This window comes from Corynebacterium sp. HMSC074C01, from assembly GCF_001814605.1.
GTDB lineage: Bacteria > Actinomycetota > Actinomycetes > Mycobacteriales > Mycobacteriaceae > Corynebacterium.
Window position 1 is genome coordinate 103485 of sequence record NZ_KV817300.1, and the last position, 17663, is coordinate 121147.

Sequence of the window (17663 nt, forward strand, 5' to 3'; positions counted from 1 at the left end):
CATCGGGGACAACCCTGAGGTCGAAAAATCAGGGCGATTACCGATACCGCCGCGAGGCCCCACGCGGCACCATAAAAGCATGACGAAGAACAGCACACTCAACCAGATGTGGACGACCCGCCCCGTCCGCCTTCCCAAGAAACAGGGCGGTGACGCGCACATCGCTGGTGTCTGCGAAGGCATCGCGGTGCGCTACCAGCTTGATCCCACGATTGTGCGCGTGGCCTTCGTGGTCGCCGCGTTGGCTTTCGGCGGTGGCATCGCCGCCTACCTCGCCGCGTGGGCGCTCATGCCGCGCTTCGGCTCACCCTACTGCCCGCTCGATGCGGCCTTGGGCAAGGATGGCGTCAAGGAGGAACAAGAGCTCGGCTGGGTGCTGATTATCGGCGTCCTTCTGACGTTTGGCTCCGGCCCGCTGTTCTTGAGCGGACAATTCCTCGCCGGCCTTCCGCCCGCTGCACTGACCTTCGGCCTGTTAGCGCTGGCGTGGTACGCCCTTCACCAACGCGAGCCGCTACCACCCAGCGGGCTACTAGCTGCCGAGCAGCCGGTGCGCGAGGAACCTGTCAACCTCAACCCTTATACCCCGGCAGACGGCCACCCCTTCCCGCCAGGGCGCACGACCCCGCCGTCCTGGGATCCGCTCGGTGTGGTGCCCGATGCCTGGGACCTGCCGGAGCCGGGCCCGCGGGAAGAACCGACAAAGAAGCGCGGTTCGCAGTGGGTCGAGGGCGCAATTGCGCTCGGTGCTGTGGGGGCCGCCCTGACGATCGCCTTCCTTGGAGTCACCTTCGTCTCCGAGGCCGACGACGAATCCGGTTTCAGCTTCCGCTTCAACGCCGGTGAGCAAGACATCGCGCCCACTCATGAAGATGAGCTCGAGGAATACTACGACCTGGACATCGGCGAATCGACGGTAGACTTCAGCCAACTCCACGACCTGAAAGACGAGCACGACGTCACCGTCGACGCAGGCATCGGCGCCGTCGAGGTCATCCTCCCGAAGGACATCCCCGTCGCACTGACCTGTGATGACGGCCTGGGTGAGAGTAACTGCACCGAACGCCGAGACCCTGACGCGCTGCTGAACATTCACATCGACGCAGGCATCGGCGAGGTCACCGTCACCGGCTAGACTTACCCACCATGATTCACTTCGGCAACGACTACCACCGCTCAGCCCACCCCCGCGTCCTCGAAGCCATTGCGGAGGCGAGTGGGGCTTATGCCGGTTATGGCGCCGACGAGCTCTGTGCCACGGCTGCTGAGCGCATCCGCACTGCCTGCCAAGCGCCGAACGCCGAGGTGCATTTCATGGTCGGTGGCACGCAAGCCAACGCCACCATCATCGCGCACCAACTGCGCCCCTGGGAGGGTGTTATCGCGGCGGATAGCGGGCACATCGCCACCCATGAGACGGGAGCTATCGAGCACACCGGGCACAAGGTCATCACGCTGCCAAACCAGCTGGGAAAGATCACCGCCGCGCAGGTTCGCGCGTGCATGGAGGAATACCGCGCCTCCGGGGTGGAGGAGCACATGCCGGAGCCCGCACTGGTCTACATCACGCAGCCCACCGAGTTCGGCACCGCCTACTCCCGCGCCGAACTCGTGGCCCTGCGCGAGGTCTGCGACGAGTACGAGTTGGGTCTGTTTGTCGACGGCGCCCGCCTCGGCTACGGCCTGTCCGCCTCGGATATCACGCTGCCGGACCTGGCCGCGCTTGTCGACGTCTTCACCATCGGCGGCACCAAATGCGGCGCCCTCTTCGGCGAGGCCATCGTCTTCCCCGCAGGTGCGCCGCGCTTTCGCAATGCCATGAAGCAAAACGGCGGCCTGCTAGCTAAGGGCTGGTTGCTCGGCGCGCAATTCGCCGCCCTCTTCAGCGCCCCCACTCCTGAATCCGACGATGCGCACCCCGGAGCCAACGCTTCCTGCGCAGACGCTAGCGCAACTACCCCAGACACTGAGGTCACCGGCACAGCTGCAACGACCCTCTACGAGCAGATCTGCGCCCGTGCCAACGCCCAGGCCCAGCGCATCGCCGAGGCCTTCCACGCCGCAGGCATCGACATGCTCTTTGACTCCCCCACCAATCAGCAATTCGCTCTGCTAACCCGCGAGCAGGAAGAGAAGCTCTCGCAGGACTTCGTGTGCCAGTTCTTCGAAGAGCACGAAGGCCTGCGGGTGGTGCGGTTCTGTACCGCGTGGTCGACGGAAGAGGGGGACGTCGATAAGCTCTGCGCTGCGATTTCTGCGCTCAAGTAGCGAGGTTCCCTGACCTGGTTTAGGCTGTGGGCTATGCAACTGGGGGGTTACATTCAAGCACTAGCGCGCGGGCTCGACGTGGTCGAGCAATGCGCCGGTGTTACGCGCGCGCAGCTGGTTGAGATGGGTGCGCGGCCGGATTTCGCGGAAAAGCTCCTAGGGCTGCACGCGGTGTATTTCGGGGACACGATGTTCCGCTCCCGGCAGCGCAAAGCGCGCCGCACGGGCCACGACGTGTTCACGCTCCTCGATATCGAGCGCTATTGTTCCAAGCTCAAGGCCCGCAAGGCTTGGGAGCTGCGCCAACTGCTGGCCGCTACCCCGCGGGAGAAAATCCCCATGGTGGCGAAGGCAAAGCTCAAAGAGTGGCGCCCGCCCAAGGACCCCGCCCCGGGCGTGCGGGTGACGCGGCGCGCAGGCCGCAACCACACGCTGAGTATTACGGATTCCTCGCTCAACATCTCGAAGCTGCTGGCCGTACTGAAGACCACCGACAAGGACTTGCTCACCGCGGCGCATACCGTGTTCCGCGGCGGGGGCGGTTCGGGCCAGAAGCTGCAGTCCAACGTCATCGTGCGCTTGGATGAGCTCGACCGCATCGTGGATGGCGATGGTGAGGAGATTGAGCTGCAACTGACCAATGGGGCCACGATGACGGGCGCGGAGTTCGTACGCGAAAAGCTTGCCGACGTCGGCCTCATCACCCTCGTCCACCCCCACCACGGCCCCGTGAACCTGTACATGGCGAGCCGTTTCGCTAACACCAAGCAGCGCCTCGCGCTGTCTGCGGAGCACCCGACGTGCGCGTGGCCGGGTTGCAACGCGCCTGCCGAGGACTCGCAGATTCATCACCTCACCCGCTTCCAAGATGGCGGGCCGACCAACATGGCCAATATGGTGCCGCTGTGTGCGTATCACAACGCGGTCAATGACGATGATCCGGAAAAGCCCACCGGCCGAGGACATCTCGACCGCATCAATGGCCGCGTGCACTACCTGCCGCCGTGGGCCGGCCCGCCGATTCCCATCGAAAGCCCGGCCCACCCGCCGCGCTCCGCTCCGGCCCCTGCAACTCCTGCGGCCCCGGGGTCCGCCCTGAGTTCTGGGACGCGTACAGCTGCTCGGCCATCCACGGAACCGCCGACATCCGGCCCTCCCGACTCACGTTCCGGCCCCGACCCCGGTGCGCCGACGCGTCATGACGGCAAACCTCCGGCCCTGCCACCAAATTCAACTAGCCCGTGAATCTTCGCCCTGCATCCAGGGCAGAAACATCGACCGAGACCTTTCGGTCGTCGGGGCACCGGTTCAGCCAAGGCGCCAGTTGCTGGTCACCGGTTCAATAGAGCAACGGAGACGTAGGCAGCAGCCGCACGCGACTAGCCCCTTCAACAAGCCACTCTAACCAGCCGCTCGCTGAGATTTTTCGCTCGGCGTGCGGCTACTCGCGCGCGCGTTATAAAGGCATGCGGGAACTCGCCACCAATTCGCTGAGCTGAACAGCATCAAGGCTCCAAATAGCACAGCTCGGGCGGAGCTCGCGGCCGCAAAGACGGTGACGACGTCAAAGCGATCAGCCACGCAAGCTTGGTGCAACGAGGCCGAAAACGCAGGAGCGCGGCCGCGCCCTGTTATTTCAAGGCTCGGCCGCGCTACGCAGCGTCGGGGAGTTTGCTTCGCTGCACGCTCTCTAGCACTGCGCTATCTCACTGAGATACTCCACAGCACTGATGCAGTGCGTGTCCCAGTGCCTTTCGGCGCTTACTCCCACTCGATGGTTCCCGGCGGCTTCGACGTCACGTCGAGCACCACGCGGTTGACTTCCTTGACCTCGTTGGTGATGCGGGTGGAGATCTTCTCCAGCACGTCGTACGGCAGGCGGGTCCAGTCCGCAGTCATGGCGTCCTCGGAGGACACCGGGCGCAGGACGATCGGATGGCCATAGGTGCGGCCATCGCCCTGGACGCCGACGGAGCGGACGTCGGCAAGCAGCACCACCGGGCACTGCCAAATCTCGCCATCCAGGCCAGCGTTGGTCAGCTCGGTACGCGCGATGAGGTCCGCCTGACGCAGCGTCTCGAGGCGCTCCTCGGTGACCTCGCCAATAATGCGGATGCCCAGGCCCGGGCCCGGGAAAGGCTGGCGCGCCACGATTTCCTCCGGCAGGCCCAGCTCGCGGCCAACCGCGCGCACCTCATCCTTGAAGAGCAGGCGCAGCGGCTCGACGAGCTCAAACTCGACGTCGTCCGGCAGGCCGCCCACGTTGTGGTGAGACTTAATGTTCGCGGTGCCGTCACCACCACCGGACTCCACCACGTCCGGGTACAGCGTGCCCTGCACCAAGAACGCGGCGTCCTGGCCGTCCAGCGCCTGGTCGACGGCACGCTCGAAGGAGCGGATGAACTCCGCACCAATGGCCTTACGCTTGGCCTCCGGCTCGGTCACGCCGGCCAGCTTGGAAAGGAAAGCCTCGCGCTCGTCAGCGGTGATGAGCTTGGCGCCAGTCGACGCCACGAAGTCCTTCTCCACCTGCTCACGCTCACCCGCGCGCAGCAGACCGTGGTCAACGAAGACACAGGTCAAACGGTCACCGATAGCGCGCTGCACGAGGGCTGCGGCCACGGCGGAATCCACGCCACCGGACAGGCCACAGATAGCGCGACCTTCCTCGCCGATCTGCTCGCGCACATCGTTGATGAGCTGCTCCGCGATGTTCTCTGCGGTCCAGTTCTGCTCCAGGCCTGCTACCTCAGTCAGGAAGCGCGTGAGCACCGCCTGGCCGTGCGGCGAGTGGAGAACCTCCGGGTGGTACTGCACGCCGGCCATCTGCTTGGACAGGCACTCGAAGGCTGCCACGGGAGCGCCTTCCGACGACGCCGTCACCTCAAAGCCCTCCGGGGCTTCCGTGACCGAATCGCCGTGAGACATCCACACCTTGTGGGTGTCCTCCAGACCCTTGTGCAGCACGCCGCCGGACACGGTCATGTCCGTGCGGCCGTACTCGCGGGCACCCGTGGAGGCCACGGTGCCACCCAGGGCTTGGGTCATGGACTGGAAGCCGTAGCAGATACCAAAGACCGGAATGCCGAGCTCGAGCAGCTCCGGCTTCAGAACAGGGGCGCCGTCCGCGTATACGGAAGACGGGCCACCGGAGAGGATCAGCGCGGCCGGGTTCTTGGCCTTGATGTCCTCCACAGAGGCAGAATTGGGGACAACCTCGGAGTAGATGTTGGCCTCACGCACGCGCCGGGCGATGAGCTGCGCGTACTGGGCGCCAAAGTCCACCACGAGGACAGGACGCGGGGTTGTATTTGGGTTAGTCACGGTCATCAGTTTAACGCAAGAACCCACCCCCTAGACCGCAGGGAGTGGCCCAAAATCTTTAGCGGTGGCAGCCGCCTTGCCTAGCGCCTCCCGAAACGCCCGCAAGGCTGGGTGTCCCTCGCGCCCGGCGCGCACCGCTGTGTAGAGCGTGCGGGTGGGATTACCAGGCAAGGAAACCACGCGCACGCCCTCAATCTCGTCGAGGAAAAGATCCGAGATCACCGCCACCGCGTGTCCGGTGCGCACCAGGTGCGCATGTAGAAAGGGGTCCGGGGTTTCATAGAGCACGCTGGGGTTAAAGCCATGCCTGCGGCACAGCCGGTGGACGAAGCGCCCCAATAAAAACTCCTCCGGGTCCATGGCAAAGGGGATTTCCTCGTCATGCGCTGCAAAATCCTCTAAGCGCAACTCGCTCAAGGGGCCGGTGAGTGGGGTGATGAGGCGGAGGGGGTCGTCGAGAAGCAGCTCCCGGTGGGTGTGCTCATCCGTGGCGGGCATGTCCGACTCATACTCTTCACCCAGGATGAGGTCCACCTCCCGGCGCGCCAGCAGCTCCATTGCGCCATCGGCTTCACGCTGAATGATCTGCACGCGCAGGTCCGGGTATTCGCGCGCCAACTCCGTCAGCGCCCGCGGGACCAGCGAGGACATGATCGTTTGAAAGGTCGTGACCTTAATCGTGCCCCGCACCGCGTTGGTTGACGCGATGACCTGCGACTCCGCCTCATCCGCCAACGCGAGCATTCGCTCCGCGTAGGAGGCCAGGATTTCTCCCTGCTCCGTCAAACGCACGCGCCGGCCGACCTTCTCATACAGCGCCACGCCGACATCCTTTTCGCACTGCGCCAGTTGTTGGGAGATAGCCGAGTGCGTATAGCGCAGCGATTCCGCCACAGCGGTGACGGTGCCGAGGCGTTGCAGCTCGTAGAGAATGCGGAGGCGGTGCAGGTCCAACATGACAGAATCCCTAACAGGTACGTGTTAAAAACTGTAGATAGACTAACAGTTCTTCCCACCCCACAATGGACTGCATGACCAATCCGTTTGCCGTTCTGTGCGTCATCGGCTCGTGCATTTCCCTCCAGCTCGGAGCCAGCCTCGCCATCCAGATTTTCCCCATTGGCGGCCCGTGGGGCACCGCCTCGCTGCGTCTGCTTTTCGCCGCCGTGATTCTGCTCGCCATTGCGCGACCGCGCGTGCACACATGGAGCCGCGAGAAATGGATCTCCGCCACCATGTTCGGCCTCACGCTGGGCCTGATGAATGGCTTTTTCTATGCCGGCATCGAGCTCGTCGCGCTGGGCCCGGCGGTCACCATCGAGTTCCTCGGGCCGCTGCTGCTAGCGGCCTGCCTCTCACGCTCGCTTCGCGACGCCACCTGTGTCGCCCTCGCCCTTCTCGGCATGGGCCTGATGGGCTTGGACTCCTTCAACGGAGACCCCCTCGACCTGCGTGGCGTGTTCTTCTTGTTGTGCGCCGGCGCAATGTGGGCCGCCTACATCCTGGCCAGCAAGAAGGCCGGGGCGCTCTTTAGCGGTGCAGACGGCTTGGCCGTGGCCTTCCTCATCGGTGGCCTCGTGCTCCTGCCTGTCGGAGGGCGCGGCGCGGTGGCTTTGGCCAACGACCCAACCCTCCTATTGCTCGCCCTAGGCACGGGCGTGCTGGCCTCGCTCATCCCCTACTCTCTGGAATTCATTGCGCTGCGCAGGCTCGCCCCCAACGTCTTTTCCATCCTGATCGCCCTGGAACCTGTCTTCGCCGCACTCTTTGGCTGGATCCTGCTCTCCCAGAACGTATCCCAGCTCAAGCTGGCGGCTATCGGGTTGGTGGTGGTGGCCTCGGTGCTACAAACCATGGCGCCGACCCGCGGGCGGGTGGCTTTCCGCAAGGTGGCACTGCGCCCACGCCGTCTAAAGAAGCCCCGGCTGCCGTGGCGCCCGAAACCACGCGCCAGCGACTCGGACGCTACGGCCACCGAGGCCAGCGCCACGGCCACTGGAGCAATGACATAAGCTCCGCCCCGGGCTTCGTTGAGCGGAGCAGCGTTACAACGGGCGAGTTAGCGGACGGCCAGGCCTACCTTCTGGAAGGACTTCAGGTCCGTGTAGCCGCACTTGGCCATGGCACGCTTGAGCCCACCGACCAGGTTGAGCTCACCCAGCGGCTCATTGGACGGGCCATGGAGCACGACCTCCAAGGAAGGCGCACCCGCTGAGGCATCCTCGGCGGCGCCAGAAGTTGCGTTGCCAGACGCATCAGCACCAGAAGCATCGGCGCCAAAAGTGCCGGTGCCCAAGAGGGCATCGGCCACGCCAACCGGCTCGATGATGCCGCGCGGGAAACGCGGGTGGCCGGCCGTGGACGGCCAGTACCAGCCCTTGCCGCCGGCTTCTGCCGCGCGGGCCAGGACCGGGCCCAGAACAACACCATCGGCGCCACAGGCAATGGCCTTGGCGATGTCTGCAGACGTGAAGATGTCGCCGTCGGCAAGCACGTGCACGTAGCGGCCGCCAGTCTCATCCAGGTAATCGCGGCGTGCGGCTGCAACATCCGCAATGGTCGTCGCCATGGGGATATCAATGCCCACGGTCTCCGGGTTGGTGTTCACGCCGGAGCCAACGATGATGCCAGCCGCGCCCGCGCGCATGAGGTGCAGCGCCGTGGTGTAATCCGCCACGCCGCCGGCAATCACCGGGGTATCCAGCGAGCCGATGAACTCCTTCAAGTTGAGCGGCTCGCCGCCAGTCTGCACGTGCTCGGCGGAAATCAGGGTGCCGTGGATGAACAGCAACTCCGCGCCGGCCTTAATAACCACAGGCGCCAGCTCGCGGGCACGCTGCGGGGAGACGCGCACGGCCACGGTCACGCCGGAATCGCGGACCTGCGCGATGCGCTCGGCCAGCAGTTCCTCGTTCAGGGGTGCTGCGTGCAGATCCTGCAGCGTCGACAAGTCACCGAAGTTCTCCGTCACGCGGGCAATCGCGCCCTCCAGGTCCTCGTGGCGGCCCCACAGGCCTTCCGCGTTGATAACGCCGAGGCCGCCCTGCTTGCCCATCTCGATAACGAACTCAGGCGTAGCCAGCGCATCAGTCGGCGCCGAGACGAACGGGACCTCAAAGGTATAGGCATCGATGTGCCACGAGGTGTCCACGTCCTTGGAGGAACGGGTGCGGCGAGTCGGCACCAGGGAAATCTGGTTCAAGTCATAGGTGCGGCGAGCCTCACGGCCCACGCCGATTTCTACGTAATCACGCATGATTAGTCCTTAGCGGTAGTTCGGAGCTTCGACGATCTGCTGAAGGTGGTGCGGGTGAGACTCCTTGAGGCCCGCAGCGGTGATCTGGACAAACTGCTTGGTCTTGAGCTCGGCCAAGTTAGCGGAGCCGGTGTAGCCCATCGAGGCACGCAGGCCGCCGACGATTTGGTGAACGATGGCATCGATGTCACCGCGGAATGGCACGCGGCCCTCCACGCCTTCCGGCACCAGCTTGTCCTCGCTCTTAACGTCAGCCTGGAAGTAGCGGTCCTTGGAGTAGGAACGCTTCTCCCCCGACAGGCCGCGGCCCTGCATGGCTCCCATGGAGCCCATGCCGCGGTAGCGCTTATATTGCTTGCCCTGGACCACGACGATGTCTCCCGGCGCTTCCGTGGTGCCGGCCAGCATGGAACCCAGCATGACGGTATCGGCGCCGGCCGCCAAGGCCTTGGCGACGTCACCGGAGTACTGCATGCCACCATCACCAATGACCGGCACACCCGCCGGGCCAGCGACGGCTGCAGCTTCCATAATGGCGGTGATCTGCGGGGCACCCACGCCCGCCACGACGCGCGTGGTGCAAATGGAACCCGGCCCGATACCGACCTTGATGGCGTCGGCGCCAGCCTCAATCATGTCGCGGGCTGCTTCACGGGTGGCCAGGTTGCCACCGATGACGTCAATGCGGTCACCAAAGTCCTTCTGCACACGGGAGACCATCTCCAGCACACGGTTGTTGTGGGCGTGGGCGGAGTCGACGACGAGGACATCCACGCCGGCGTCGACAAGCTGGCCCGCACGCTGGTAGGACTCCTCACCAGTGCCGATGCCCGCCGCCACGAGCAGGCGCCCAGAAGCATCCTTGGAAGCGTTGGGGAACTGCTCGGTCTTAACAAAGTCCTTGACAGTAATGAGACCGACGAGCCTGTTTGCATCGTCGACGATGGGCAGCTTCTCCACCTTGTTGGCGGACAGCAGCTCCAGCGCCTCCTCCTTGCTGACGCCCTCCTTGGCCACGACGAGCGGCATCGGCGTCATAATCTCGGAGACCTTGCGGGAGAAATCCGGCTCAAAGCGCATGTCACGGTTGGTGCAGATACCCACGAGGGTGCCCTGCTTGTCGACGACCGGCAGGCCCGAAATCCGGTACCGCGCGCACAACGTGTCGACTTCATCGATGGTCATGTCCGGGGTGGCCGTGACTGGGTCGGTGACCATGCCGGACTCGGAGCGCTTGACGATTTCTACCTGCTGGGCCTGCTCCTCTGCGGAAAGGTTGCGGTGCAGGACGCCGATGCCGCCCTGACGTGCCATGCCGATGGCCATGCGGGCCTCGGTCACGGTGTCCATCGCGGCGGAAGCCAGGGGCACGCCGAGGCGAATGTTGCGGGTAAACTGCGCCGAGGTATCCACCTCGGAGGGAACGACGTTGGATTCTGCCGGCAGCAGCAGAACATCATCAAAAGTTAGGCCGTAGAGTGCAATCTTGTCGGGGTTGTCTCCGCCGGTGTGGACGTGGCTCATGAGGGTGGGGCTCTCCTAAACTGACCAGATAATTGTATGCGGTAGCCCTCACTGTAGTGCGTGGACGCCCCGTAGTGGTAGCCGTGGGTATAGAAAAAAGTCTCTTTAGGGAATTGCCTTGCGCGCACGGAGTCAATAGGCTCGCAGACGTGAACTTTTTCGCCAACATGCCCCGCGATCCTTTCGCGGACGACCCGAACGACCCAGCTTCCTTCCTCGAGGAGGATGAGCACGTCGAGCCGCTGTCTGAGGAGGACCGTCTCGCCGTCATTCATGATCTGGCCATGGTCCAAGAGTTTGCGCGTGTTTTGAGCCCGCGCGGCATCGACGGCATCTTCTTTTTCTGCGAGGACTGCGAGGAAAACCACTTCTACGAGTGGGACATTATGGCCTCTAACATGCAGGCCACGCTGGCGGGCCAGCTCGCCCCCGTGCACGAGCCGGGCGCCGAGCCGGATCCGATGCGCTATGTTCCGTGGGATTATGCAGTGGGTTACCTCGACGGTATGGATTCGCGCTACTAGCGCGGTTGCGCGGTAAAACTACCGCGCGTTAAACAAAAAGAACCTCTTTCCTCCTGCTGTGGGAGGGAAGAGGTTCTTCGTGGTTTTATTGCTGGAACTGCGGCGGCGGGAGCTGGCCGCTATCCCCAGCGCCATCCGAGTTGTCATTCTGCGGCGGCGTTGCCTGCTCTCCACCACCCGGCTGACTCGGCTCCGGCTGGCCCTGCGTCGGCGGCTCCAGTGGATTGCCTGCCGATACCGTGCGGGTCACCACGACGGTAGAGACCGCAGTCTCGGTCTGCGTGACGGTCTCCGGCTCCGGCGGCTTCTGCTCCTCTACAGGGGCGGGCTTCTCCACCGTCTGCGTCTGCGTCACCGTAGTGCGGGGCTGCTGCTTCGCCGCACTCGGGGACTCCGCCTCGCGTTCCCGCTTGGCCTGATCCACCATCTTCCGGGCTTCTTCAAGCAGCTGACGGGTGCCGTCCATGTCGCCCTCGGCGGAACGCCTCTCCATTTCATCGAGTGTTCCGGCAAGCTCGACCACAGACACATCGTAATCATCCGCGCCGAAGAGTGACTGGTTCACGCCATACAGCGGGGAACCCGGTCCGGCGTTGACCACCACAGCTCCGGTACCTGCGATGAGCAGCGTAGCTGCGGCCGCTCCAATGAGGCCGTGCATGAATGGCTTGCTCCGACGGCGACGTGCCGCGCCGAGGGAAATAACCTCCGGCTCCTCCTCCGCGCCTTCGATGAGAGGGGCTGGGGGCATCTGCTTTTCGACGTCCCCGCGCAGCTCCAGCAGAAGACCCGCCAACTCATCACCGCCATCGGAGGGATCCGTTCCTTCGGAGAGAGTGGTGAGGAATGCATCATCATCGACCAAAGGCTGCAGCTGCTCAGCGACACCCTGCTGAGGCTGGTCCTTTTTTGCCATGATGTCCTCCCTTCCTTATTAGAGAAATTTTAATTTGTCGGTGCCAAGTACCGATGGCTCACTGCTAGCTCTGGGCTAGCCCAACTACTGGTTCACGCTGCTGGTTCACGACGTCTCGTGCGAATCGAGGGATTTGCGCAATTGCGCAAGTGCACGATGTTGCGCCACGCGGACTGCGCCAGGGGTAGACTCCACAATTTCCGCAGTCTCCTCTGCCGACAGCCCCACGAACACACGCAAGATGATAATGTCCCGGGCCTTGTCACTTAACGTATCGAGCATTGCCCGCACTCTGTTACTACCGTCTACTTCAAGGGCTGATTCTTCGGGGGTAGCGTCCTGAGCGGCGTCTTCTGGAAGGTCTTCCGTCGGGTGTGTGTGGTCGCGACTGAGGGCCCGGTGAGCGTCAGTCACCTTGTGGGCGGCGATGCCATACACATAGGCCATAAACGGGCGGCCCTTGTCCTTGTACGTGCCAATCGACGTCGCCACCGCCAAGCAAATCTCTTGTGCCACATCTTCTGCCGTGGGCTGGCGGTGGCCGCCAATGCGTGCGCGGCAATAGCGCAGGACCTGTGGGTGAATGATGCGCATGATGCGCTGCAAGGCACGGCGGCTACCGTCGACGGCTAGCGGAACGAGGTCTGCTAGTTCCTTATCGCTGTCGCGCTTCGCCGCTGTTGAGGAGCCGCCTGCGCCTGTAGCATGTGTAGCCACTGCCATCCTTGCTCTTCTGCTTGTGCTCTTCTGCCTAAAGTCTTTTTCTTAATGAATGCGTTTGATTCATTACTACATATTCTGCATGAACATCATGTCATAACCTTTTGGCGAAACCCGAAACGACGGGTCCATTCCCCAGCCTTTGAGCTGTGATGAAAAAGTTCATTCATCGTTCATCTTAACCTTCAATGCAGGTCATACCGGGTAAAAGTGAGGCATTTCGACTAGTTACACCTGCATGTCAGCAATGCTTAACGCGCCGTTCACCAAGGGAAGACACACTTCGATCTCGTCTTACTTCGCCCTAGCGCTCACGGGACTATCACCCTGTGTTGGGTCGCGCTCTCAGCACGCCTTGAGCTTGGGCACTCTATCTTTGACGAATAAGGAGAATCGAACGTGTCTCAGCCTTTCCTGCTCCCCGGGCCCAATACGGACTTTTGGGATTGGCAGCTACACGGCGCATGCCGTGGGGAAAACTCTGACGTGTTCTACCACCCAGACGGCGAGCGCGGCCGCGCCCGCGCCCAGCGCGAGAACCGCGCCAAGGCTATTTGCCACACCTGCCCAGTCATCGAGATGTGCCGCGAACACGCCCTCGCATCCGGCGAGCCCTATGGCGTGTGGGGCGGCATGAGCGAATCCGAGCGCGTCGTTGCCTTGCGCTCGCGCCGCCCCCACGCGACCGTCGGCGCCTAGTCCGCTCCTTCTTCCTCCCGCTCCCCTAGCGTCAGCCGGTTTTACAGGGCCTGCGCTAGGTAGCGGGCGGTCAGCGTGTCCGTTTCTAAGAACTCGCGCGGCGAGCAGGCCGCCACAACCTCGCCACCGGCTGAGCCCGCGCCAGGACCGAGATCAATGATGTGATCGGCGTGCGCCAGGACGGCGCGGGGGTGTTCGACGCAGATGAAGGTTAGGTGGGCGTCGACAAGCGTGTCAAAAAGACGCAGCAAGGTGTCGATGTCTTTGTGATGCAGGCCCACCGTCGGCTCATCGAGCACGATGATGTCCGCAGTCGCCTTGCGGTCGCACAACCGCACCGCCAGCTTCAGCCGCTGGCGCTCGCCGCCAGAGAGCGTCGAGAGCGGCTGCCCCAGCGTCAGGTAGCCCAGCCCCACGGCAACGAGCTGCTCGTACACGCGCTTCGCAGCAGTAACTTTGGCCTCGCGGCAAAACTCCACGGCCTCAACCGCGGGAAGCGCGAGTACCTCCGCGATGTTCTTGCCCGCCAGCTCGTAACCCAAAACGTCGGCAGCAAAGCGGCGGCCCTCGCACACCTCGCAGGGCACATCCGCGCTGTCCATCGCACCAAACTCCACGGTCACCACGCCAGCGCCGGAACAGGCCGGGCACGCGCCCTCCGAGTTGAAAGAGAACATTCCCGGCGTGGCCCCATCGTTGGCCTTGGCGAAGGCCTTGCGCAGCGCGTCCATCGCACCGGTGTAGGTGGCCGGGTTTGAGCGCCGCGAGCCAGACAACGAAGACTGGTCGACAATGAGGATGCGGTCGTCGTCCGGCAGGCATTCCATCAGCGATGACTTTCCAGAACCCGCAACGCCCGAAATGACCGTGAGCACGCCCAGTGGAATATCCACGTCGACGCCCTTGAGATTGTTATGGGACGCCCCACGGATTTCCAGCGCTCCGGTGGGCTCGCGCACCTCATCCTTCAACGCCACCTTCCCGCTGACGGACGGTGCGGTACCGACGGAAAGGATTTCGCCGCCCGCCACTCCGGCGCCGGGGCCAAGCTCGACGACGCAATCCGCAATCGCCATCGTCGCCAGGTTGTGCTCCACCACGAGCACCGTGTTGCCCTTATCGCGCAGCTGCAGGAGAAGCTCGTTCATCCGCGTGACGTCATGCGGGTGTAGGCCAGCGGTCGGCTCATCAAAGACGTAGGTGACGTCTGTCAGCGCCGACCCGATGTGCTGCACCATGCGCGTGCGCTGTGCCTCGCCACCGCTCAGCGTTCCCGTCGGGCGCGCCAGAGTCAGGTAGCCCAGCCCCAAATCCAGGGCGGCCTCCAACCCGCGCAGCGGGGCCACGGCAAGCGGTGAGTTGATGGTGCGGAGCCATGCGGAGACGTCGGCAAGCTCCATGTCGCAGACGTCCGCGATGGAGACTCCGTTGAGGTAGGACTCGCGCGCGTGCTGCGCCAGGCGCGTGCCATGGCACTCCGGGCAGTCCACGAAGACCACAGCGCGTTCGACAAAGGCACGCATGTGCTTTTGCAGGGACTCCACGAGCTTGCTCAACACGTTCGTCTTCAAACGCGTTACCAGCCCCATGTAGCTCATGTTGACGCCACCGACCTTGCCTTTGGTCTCGGTCTCATACAGGTCACGTTTCTGTTCCTCGGTGAAGTCCTGGACCGGCACGTCGGCTGGGTACAGCCCGGACTCGGCGTAGGCGCGCCACATCCACGAGCCCACCTTCATGCCGGGGTACATGATGGCGCCATCGTTCAACGTCAGAGTCTCATCAACGAGCTGGTGCTTGTCGACGTCCCCCACTTCCCCCTTCCCTCACACCTCGGGCACATGCCGCCGGTGCGCTCGAAACGACGCACCTCTTTGACGCCATTGACCTCGATGGCGCCCTGCCCGGAGGCGGAGGGCACGTTGAAGGAATAGGCCGCGGGGCCGCCGGCGCGGGGCTCGGCTAGGCGGGAGAAGAGCACGCGGAGGTGCCCGGTGATGTCGGTGGCGGTACCGAACGTCGAGCGCGCGGAAGCCGCCATCGGTTCTTGGCCCACGACGATGGCTGCGGTGAGCCCTTCCAAGCGGTCCACGTCGGGGCGGGGTGGGGCTTGCATGAAGCCTTGGACGAAGCCGGGGTAGGTTTCGTTGATGAGACGCTGCGATTCAGCCGCAACGGTATCGAAGACCAGCGAGGTCTTGCCGGATCCGGACACGCCCGTGAAGACGGTGAGCTTGCGCTTAGGGATGCGCACGTCCACGTTCTTGAGGTTGTTTTCGCGGGCGCCGGTGACGGTGATGAATTCTTGTTCCACGGCTCAGCAGTCTACTAACGGGGCGGGGGTCCTGCCCCGGACACGGCGAAGGCCCGCCGCCCCGCAGATATGCGGGTTAGCGGGCCTTCCTTACGGCTATGCGGGAACCCTTGTGGCACGCGGGAACCCTTGTGGTTGTGCGGGAAACGAATGTTTCCCGCACGCACGTTTTAGTGCGCGTGCGCGCGCGCAGCCTGTGCCGGCTCTTCCTCGGCGGGCTTCTCTACAACCGAAGCCTCGGTGGTGAGCACCATGCGGGCCACGGAGGCGGCGTTGACCACGGCGGAGTGGGTGACCTTCACCGGGTCGATGATGCCCTGCTCGAGCAGGTTGCCGTACTCCAGGGTGGCGGCGTTGAAGCCCTCGCCGTTGGCCTTCTCGGCAACGTGGGCGACCACGACGGATCCGTCCAGGCCTGCGTTCTCGGCGATCCAGTAGGCCGGGCGGGTCAGCGCGCGGGCCACGGCCAGCACACCGATCTTGGCCTCACCCTCGAAGCCCTCGGCGAAAGCCTCGAGCTCCTGGGAGATCTGGACCAGCGCGGAGCCGCCGCCAGCAATGACGCCCTCTTCAACGGCCGCGCGGGCGGCGTTGATGGCGTCCTCGACGCGCAGCTTGCGCTCGTTGACCTCGGTCTCGGTAGCGGCGCCAACGCGGATGACGGCAACGCCACCGGACAGCTTGGCCAGACGCTCCTCGAGCTTCTCCTTATCCCAGGTGGAATCGGTGCGCTCGATCTCGCGGCGCAGCTGCTCGCGGCGCTCCTCGACGGCCTCGGCGGTACCGGCACCATCCACAATCACGGTGTCCTCCTTGGACACGGTGACGCGGCGGGCAGAACCCAGCACCTCCGGGCCGACCTCCTTGAGGTTGATGCCAACCTCAGGGTCGACGACGGTAGCGCCGGTAACAACAGCCAGGTCATCCATGAAGCCCTTGCGGCGCTCGCCGAAGTACGGGGATTTCACGGCGGCGACCTTGAGGACCTTGCGGATGGAGTTCACCACGAGCGCCTGCAGCGGCTCGCCCTCGATGTCCTCAGCGATGATGAGGGTCGGGCGCGAGGACTCCGCGATCTTCTCCAGCAGCGGCAAGAAGTCCGGCAGGGAGGAGATCTTGTTGCGGACGAGGAGAATGGCGGCGTCGTCAAGCACGGCGTTGTAGGTCTCCTCTTCCGTAGCGAAGTACGGGGAGAGGTAGCCCTTGTCGAAGGAAATGCCCTCGGTAACGTCCACGGTGGACTCGATGGTCTGGGATTCCTCGACGGTGACGACGCCGTCCTTGCCCACCTTGTCCATCGCACCAGCAACCATCTCGCCGACCTCCGCATCGCGGGAGGAAACGGTGGCAACCTGGGAGACCTCCGCGGAGGAATTCACCGGGGTGGCACGCTTCTTGAGCTCCTCGACGACCTTCTCAGCCGCCGCTTCGATGCCCTTGTTCAGCTCGATGGGGTTAGCGCCGGCTGCCACGTTGCGCAGGCCTTCGAAGACGAGAGCCTGGGCCAGCAAGGTGGCGGTAGTCGTACCGTCACCGGCGATGTCGTTGGTCTTGACGGCCACGGACTTCACCAGCTGGGCGCCGAGGTTCTCAAAAGGATCGTCGAGGTCAATGTCGCGGGCGATGGTGACGCCGTCGTTGGTGACGGTCGGGCCACCAAAAGCCTTGGACAGCACGACGTTGCGGCCGCGCGGGCCGAGGGTGACCTTGACGGCGTCGGCAAGCGTGTCTACGCCGCGCTGGATGCCCTCACGGGCCTCCTGGTCAAATGCAATCAGTTTTGGCATCGGGTTAATCGCCTACTTCTCGATGACAGCGAGCAAATCACGAGCGGACAGCAGGAGATACTCCTGGCCGTCGTACTTCAGCTCGGTGCCGCCGTACTTGGAGAAGATGACGGTGTCGCCCTCGTTGACGCCAACCGGGACGACCTCGCCCTTGTCATTGGTGCGGCCCGGGCCGACAGCGACGACGGTGGCCTCCTGCGGCTTCTCCTTCGCGGAGTCCGGGATAACCAGGCCGGATGCAGTGGTGGTCTCAGCTTCAACGATCTGGACGAGGACCTTGTCCTCCAGCGGCTTGATGTTTGCCATGATGATTTCCTCCAAAGTGTTCCTA

The 17663-nt window shown here is 63.9% G+C and carries 14 protein-coding genes and 1 pseudogene; 6 read left to right on the forward strand and 9 right to left on the reverse strand.

What is annotated here, in order from left to right; all coding sequences use genetic code 11:
- The first annotated feature begins 79 nt into the window (after positions 1-79).
- Genes HMPREF2978_RS10990 through HMPREF2978_RS11000 form a run of 3 tightly spaced genes read left to right on the forward strand, consistent with a single transcriptional unit; the run spans position 80 to position 3513 of the window.
- Positions 80-1135: a PspC domain-containing protein gene (locus HMPREF2978_RS10990; RefSeq protein WP_070745566.1), complete on the forward strand. Its 1056-nt coding sequence runs from the start codon at positions 80-82 to the stop codon at positions 1133-1135.
- Between the two features lie 11 nt (positions 1136-1146).
- Complete coding sequence (locus tag HMPREF2978_RS10995) at positions 1147-2268, forward strand: threonine aldolase family protein (protein WP_070745568.1); 1122 nt, start codon at positions 1147-1149, stop codon at positions 2266-2268.
- A 33-nt stretch (positions 2269-2301) separates the two neighbouring features.
- The gene (locus HMPREF2978_RS11000) at positions 2302-3513 is read left to right on the forward strand and encodes an HNH endonuclease signature motif containing protein (protein ID WP_070745570.1); all 1212 of its coding nucleotides are present in this window, start codon (positions 2302-2304) and stop codon (positions 3511-3513) included.
- Positions 3514-4029: 516 nt separating this feature from the next.
- Here the strand turns inward: HMPREF2978_RS11000 and guaA are convergent.
- Both guaA and HMPREF2978_RS11010 read right to left on the reverse strand, forming a co-directional pair.
- A complete protein-coding gene (guaA, locus tag HMPREF2978_RS11005) occupies positions 4030-5598 on the reverse strand; it encodes a glutamine-hydrolyzing GMP synthase (RefSeq protein WP_070745572.1) in 1569 nt (522 codons plus the stop codon).
- Between the two features lie 24 nt (positions 5599-5622).
- Positions 5623-6549 (reverse strand): LysR family transcriptional regulator, encoded by a 927-nt coding sequence (locus tag HMPREF2978_RS11010; protein ID WP_070745574.1) that lies wholly within the window; start codon positions 6547-6549, stop codon positions 5623-5625.
- A 74-nt stretch (positions 6550-6623) separates the two neighbouring features.
- Here HMPREF2978_RS11010 and HMPREF2978_RS11015 point away from each other — a divergent pair, with 74 nt between their 5' ends.
- Positions 6624-7604: an EamA family transporter gene (locus tag HMPREF2978_RS11015; RefSeq protein ID WP_168166449.1), complete on the forward strand. Its 981-nt coding sequence runs from the start codon at positions 6624-6626 to the stop codon at positions 7602-7604.
- Positions 7605-7651: 47 nt separating this feature from the next.
- Here HMPREF2978_RS11015 and HMPREF2978_RS11020 read toward each other — a convergent pair whose 3' ends face one another.
- Together HMPREF2978_RS11020 and guaB are read right to left on the reverse strand one after the other, a co-directional pair.
- Positions 7652-8848: a GuaB3 family IMP dehydrogenase-related protein gene (locus HMPREF2978_RS11020; RefSeq protein WP_070527912.1), complete on the reverse strand. Its 1197-nt coding sequence runs from the start codon at positions 8846-8848 to the stop codon at positions 7652-7654.
- Positions 8849-8857: 9 nt separating this feature from the next.
- Positions 8858-10372, reverse strand: a complete 1515-nt coding sequence (gene guaB, locus HMPREF2978_RS11025; RefSeq protein WP_070745579.1) for an IMP dehydrogenase — start codon at positions 10370-10372, stop codon at positions 8858-8860.
- Positions 10373-10521: 149 nt separating this feature from the next.
- Here guaB and HMPREF2978_RS11030 point away from each other — a divergent pair, with 149 nt between their 5' ends.
- Positions 10522-10896 (forward strand): DUF5319 domain-containing protein, encoded by a 375-nt coding sequence (locus HMPREF2978_RS11030; protein ID WP_010189463.1) that lies wholly within the window; start codon positions 10522-10524, stop codon positions 10894-10896.
- Positions 10897-10981: 85 nt separating this feature from the next.
- Here the strand turns inward: HMPREF2978_RS11030 and HMPREF2978_RS11035 are convergent, their stop codons facing one another.
- A complete protein-coding gene (locus tag HMPREF2978_RS11035; protein WP_070745581.1) occupies positions 10982-11812 on the reverse strand; it encodes a hypothetical protein in 831 nt (276 codons plus the stop codon).
- Positions 11813-11917: 105 nt separating this feature from the next.
- Complete coding sequence (locus HMPREF2978_RS11040) at positions 11918-12535, reverse strand: sigma-70 family RNA polymerase sigma factor (protein ID WP_070446495.1); 618 nt, start codon at positions 12533-12535, stop codon at positions 11918-11920.
- 396 nt (positions 12536-12931) lie between these two features.
- Between HMPREF2978_RS11040 and HMPREF2978_RS11045 the strand changes: the two genes are divergently transcribed.
- The gene (locus HMPREF2978_RS11045; protein WP_070527902.1) at positions 12932-13231 is read left to right on the forward strand and encodes a WhiB family transcriptional regulator; all 300 of its coding nucleotides are present in this window, start codon (positions 12932-12934) and stop codon (positions 13229-13231) included.
- Between the two features lie 41 nt (positions 13232-13272).
- On the opposite strand, the pseudogene HMPREF2978_RS11050 reads toward HMPREF2978_RS11045, so the two are convergent.
- The 3 genes and pseudogenes from HMPREF2978_RS11050 to groES all read right to left on the reverse strand — a co-directional run bounded on the left by HMPREF2978_RS11050 (position 13273) and on the right by groES (position 17644).
- Positions 13273-15545 (reverse strand): annotated as a pseudogene (locus HMPREF2978_RS11050) (excinuclease ABC subunit UvrA).
- 170 nt (positions 15546-15715) lie between these two features.
- Positions 15716-17332, reverse strand: coding sequence for a chaperonin GroEL (groL, locus tag HMPREF2978_RS11055; protein WP_070745582.1), 1617 nt, complete (start codon positions 17330-17332; stop codon positions 15716-15718).
- A 12-nt stretch (positions 17333-17344) separates the two neighbouring features.
- Positions 17345-17644, reverse strand: coding sequence for a co-chaperone GroES (gene groES, locus HMPREF2978_RS11060; protein ID WP_167595557.1), 300 nt, complete (start codon positions 17642-17644; stop codon positions 17345-17347).
- Between the last annotated feature and the right edge of the window lie 19 nt (positions 17645-17663).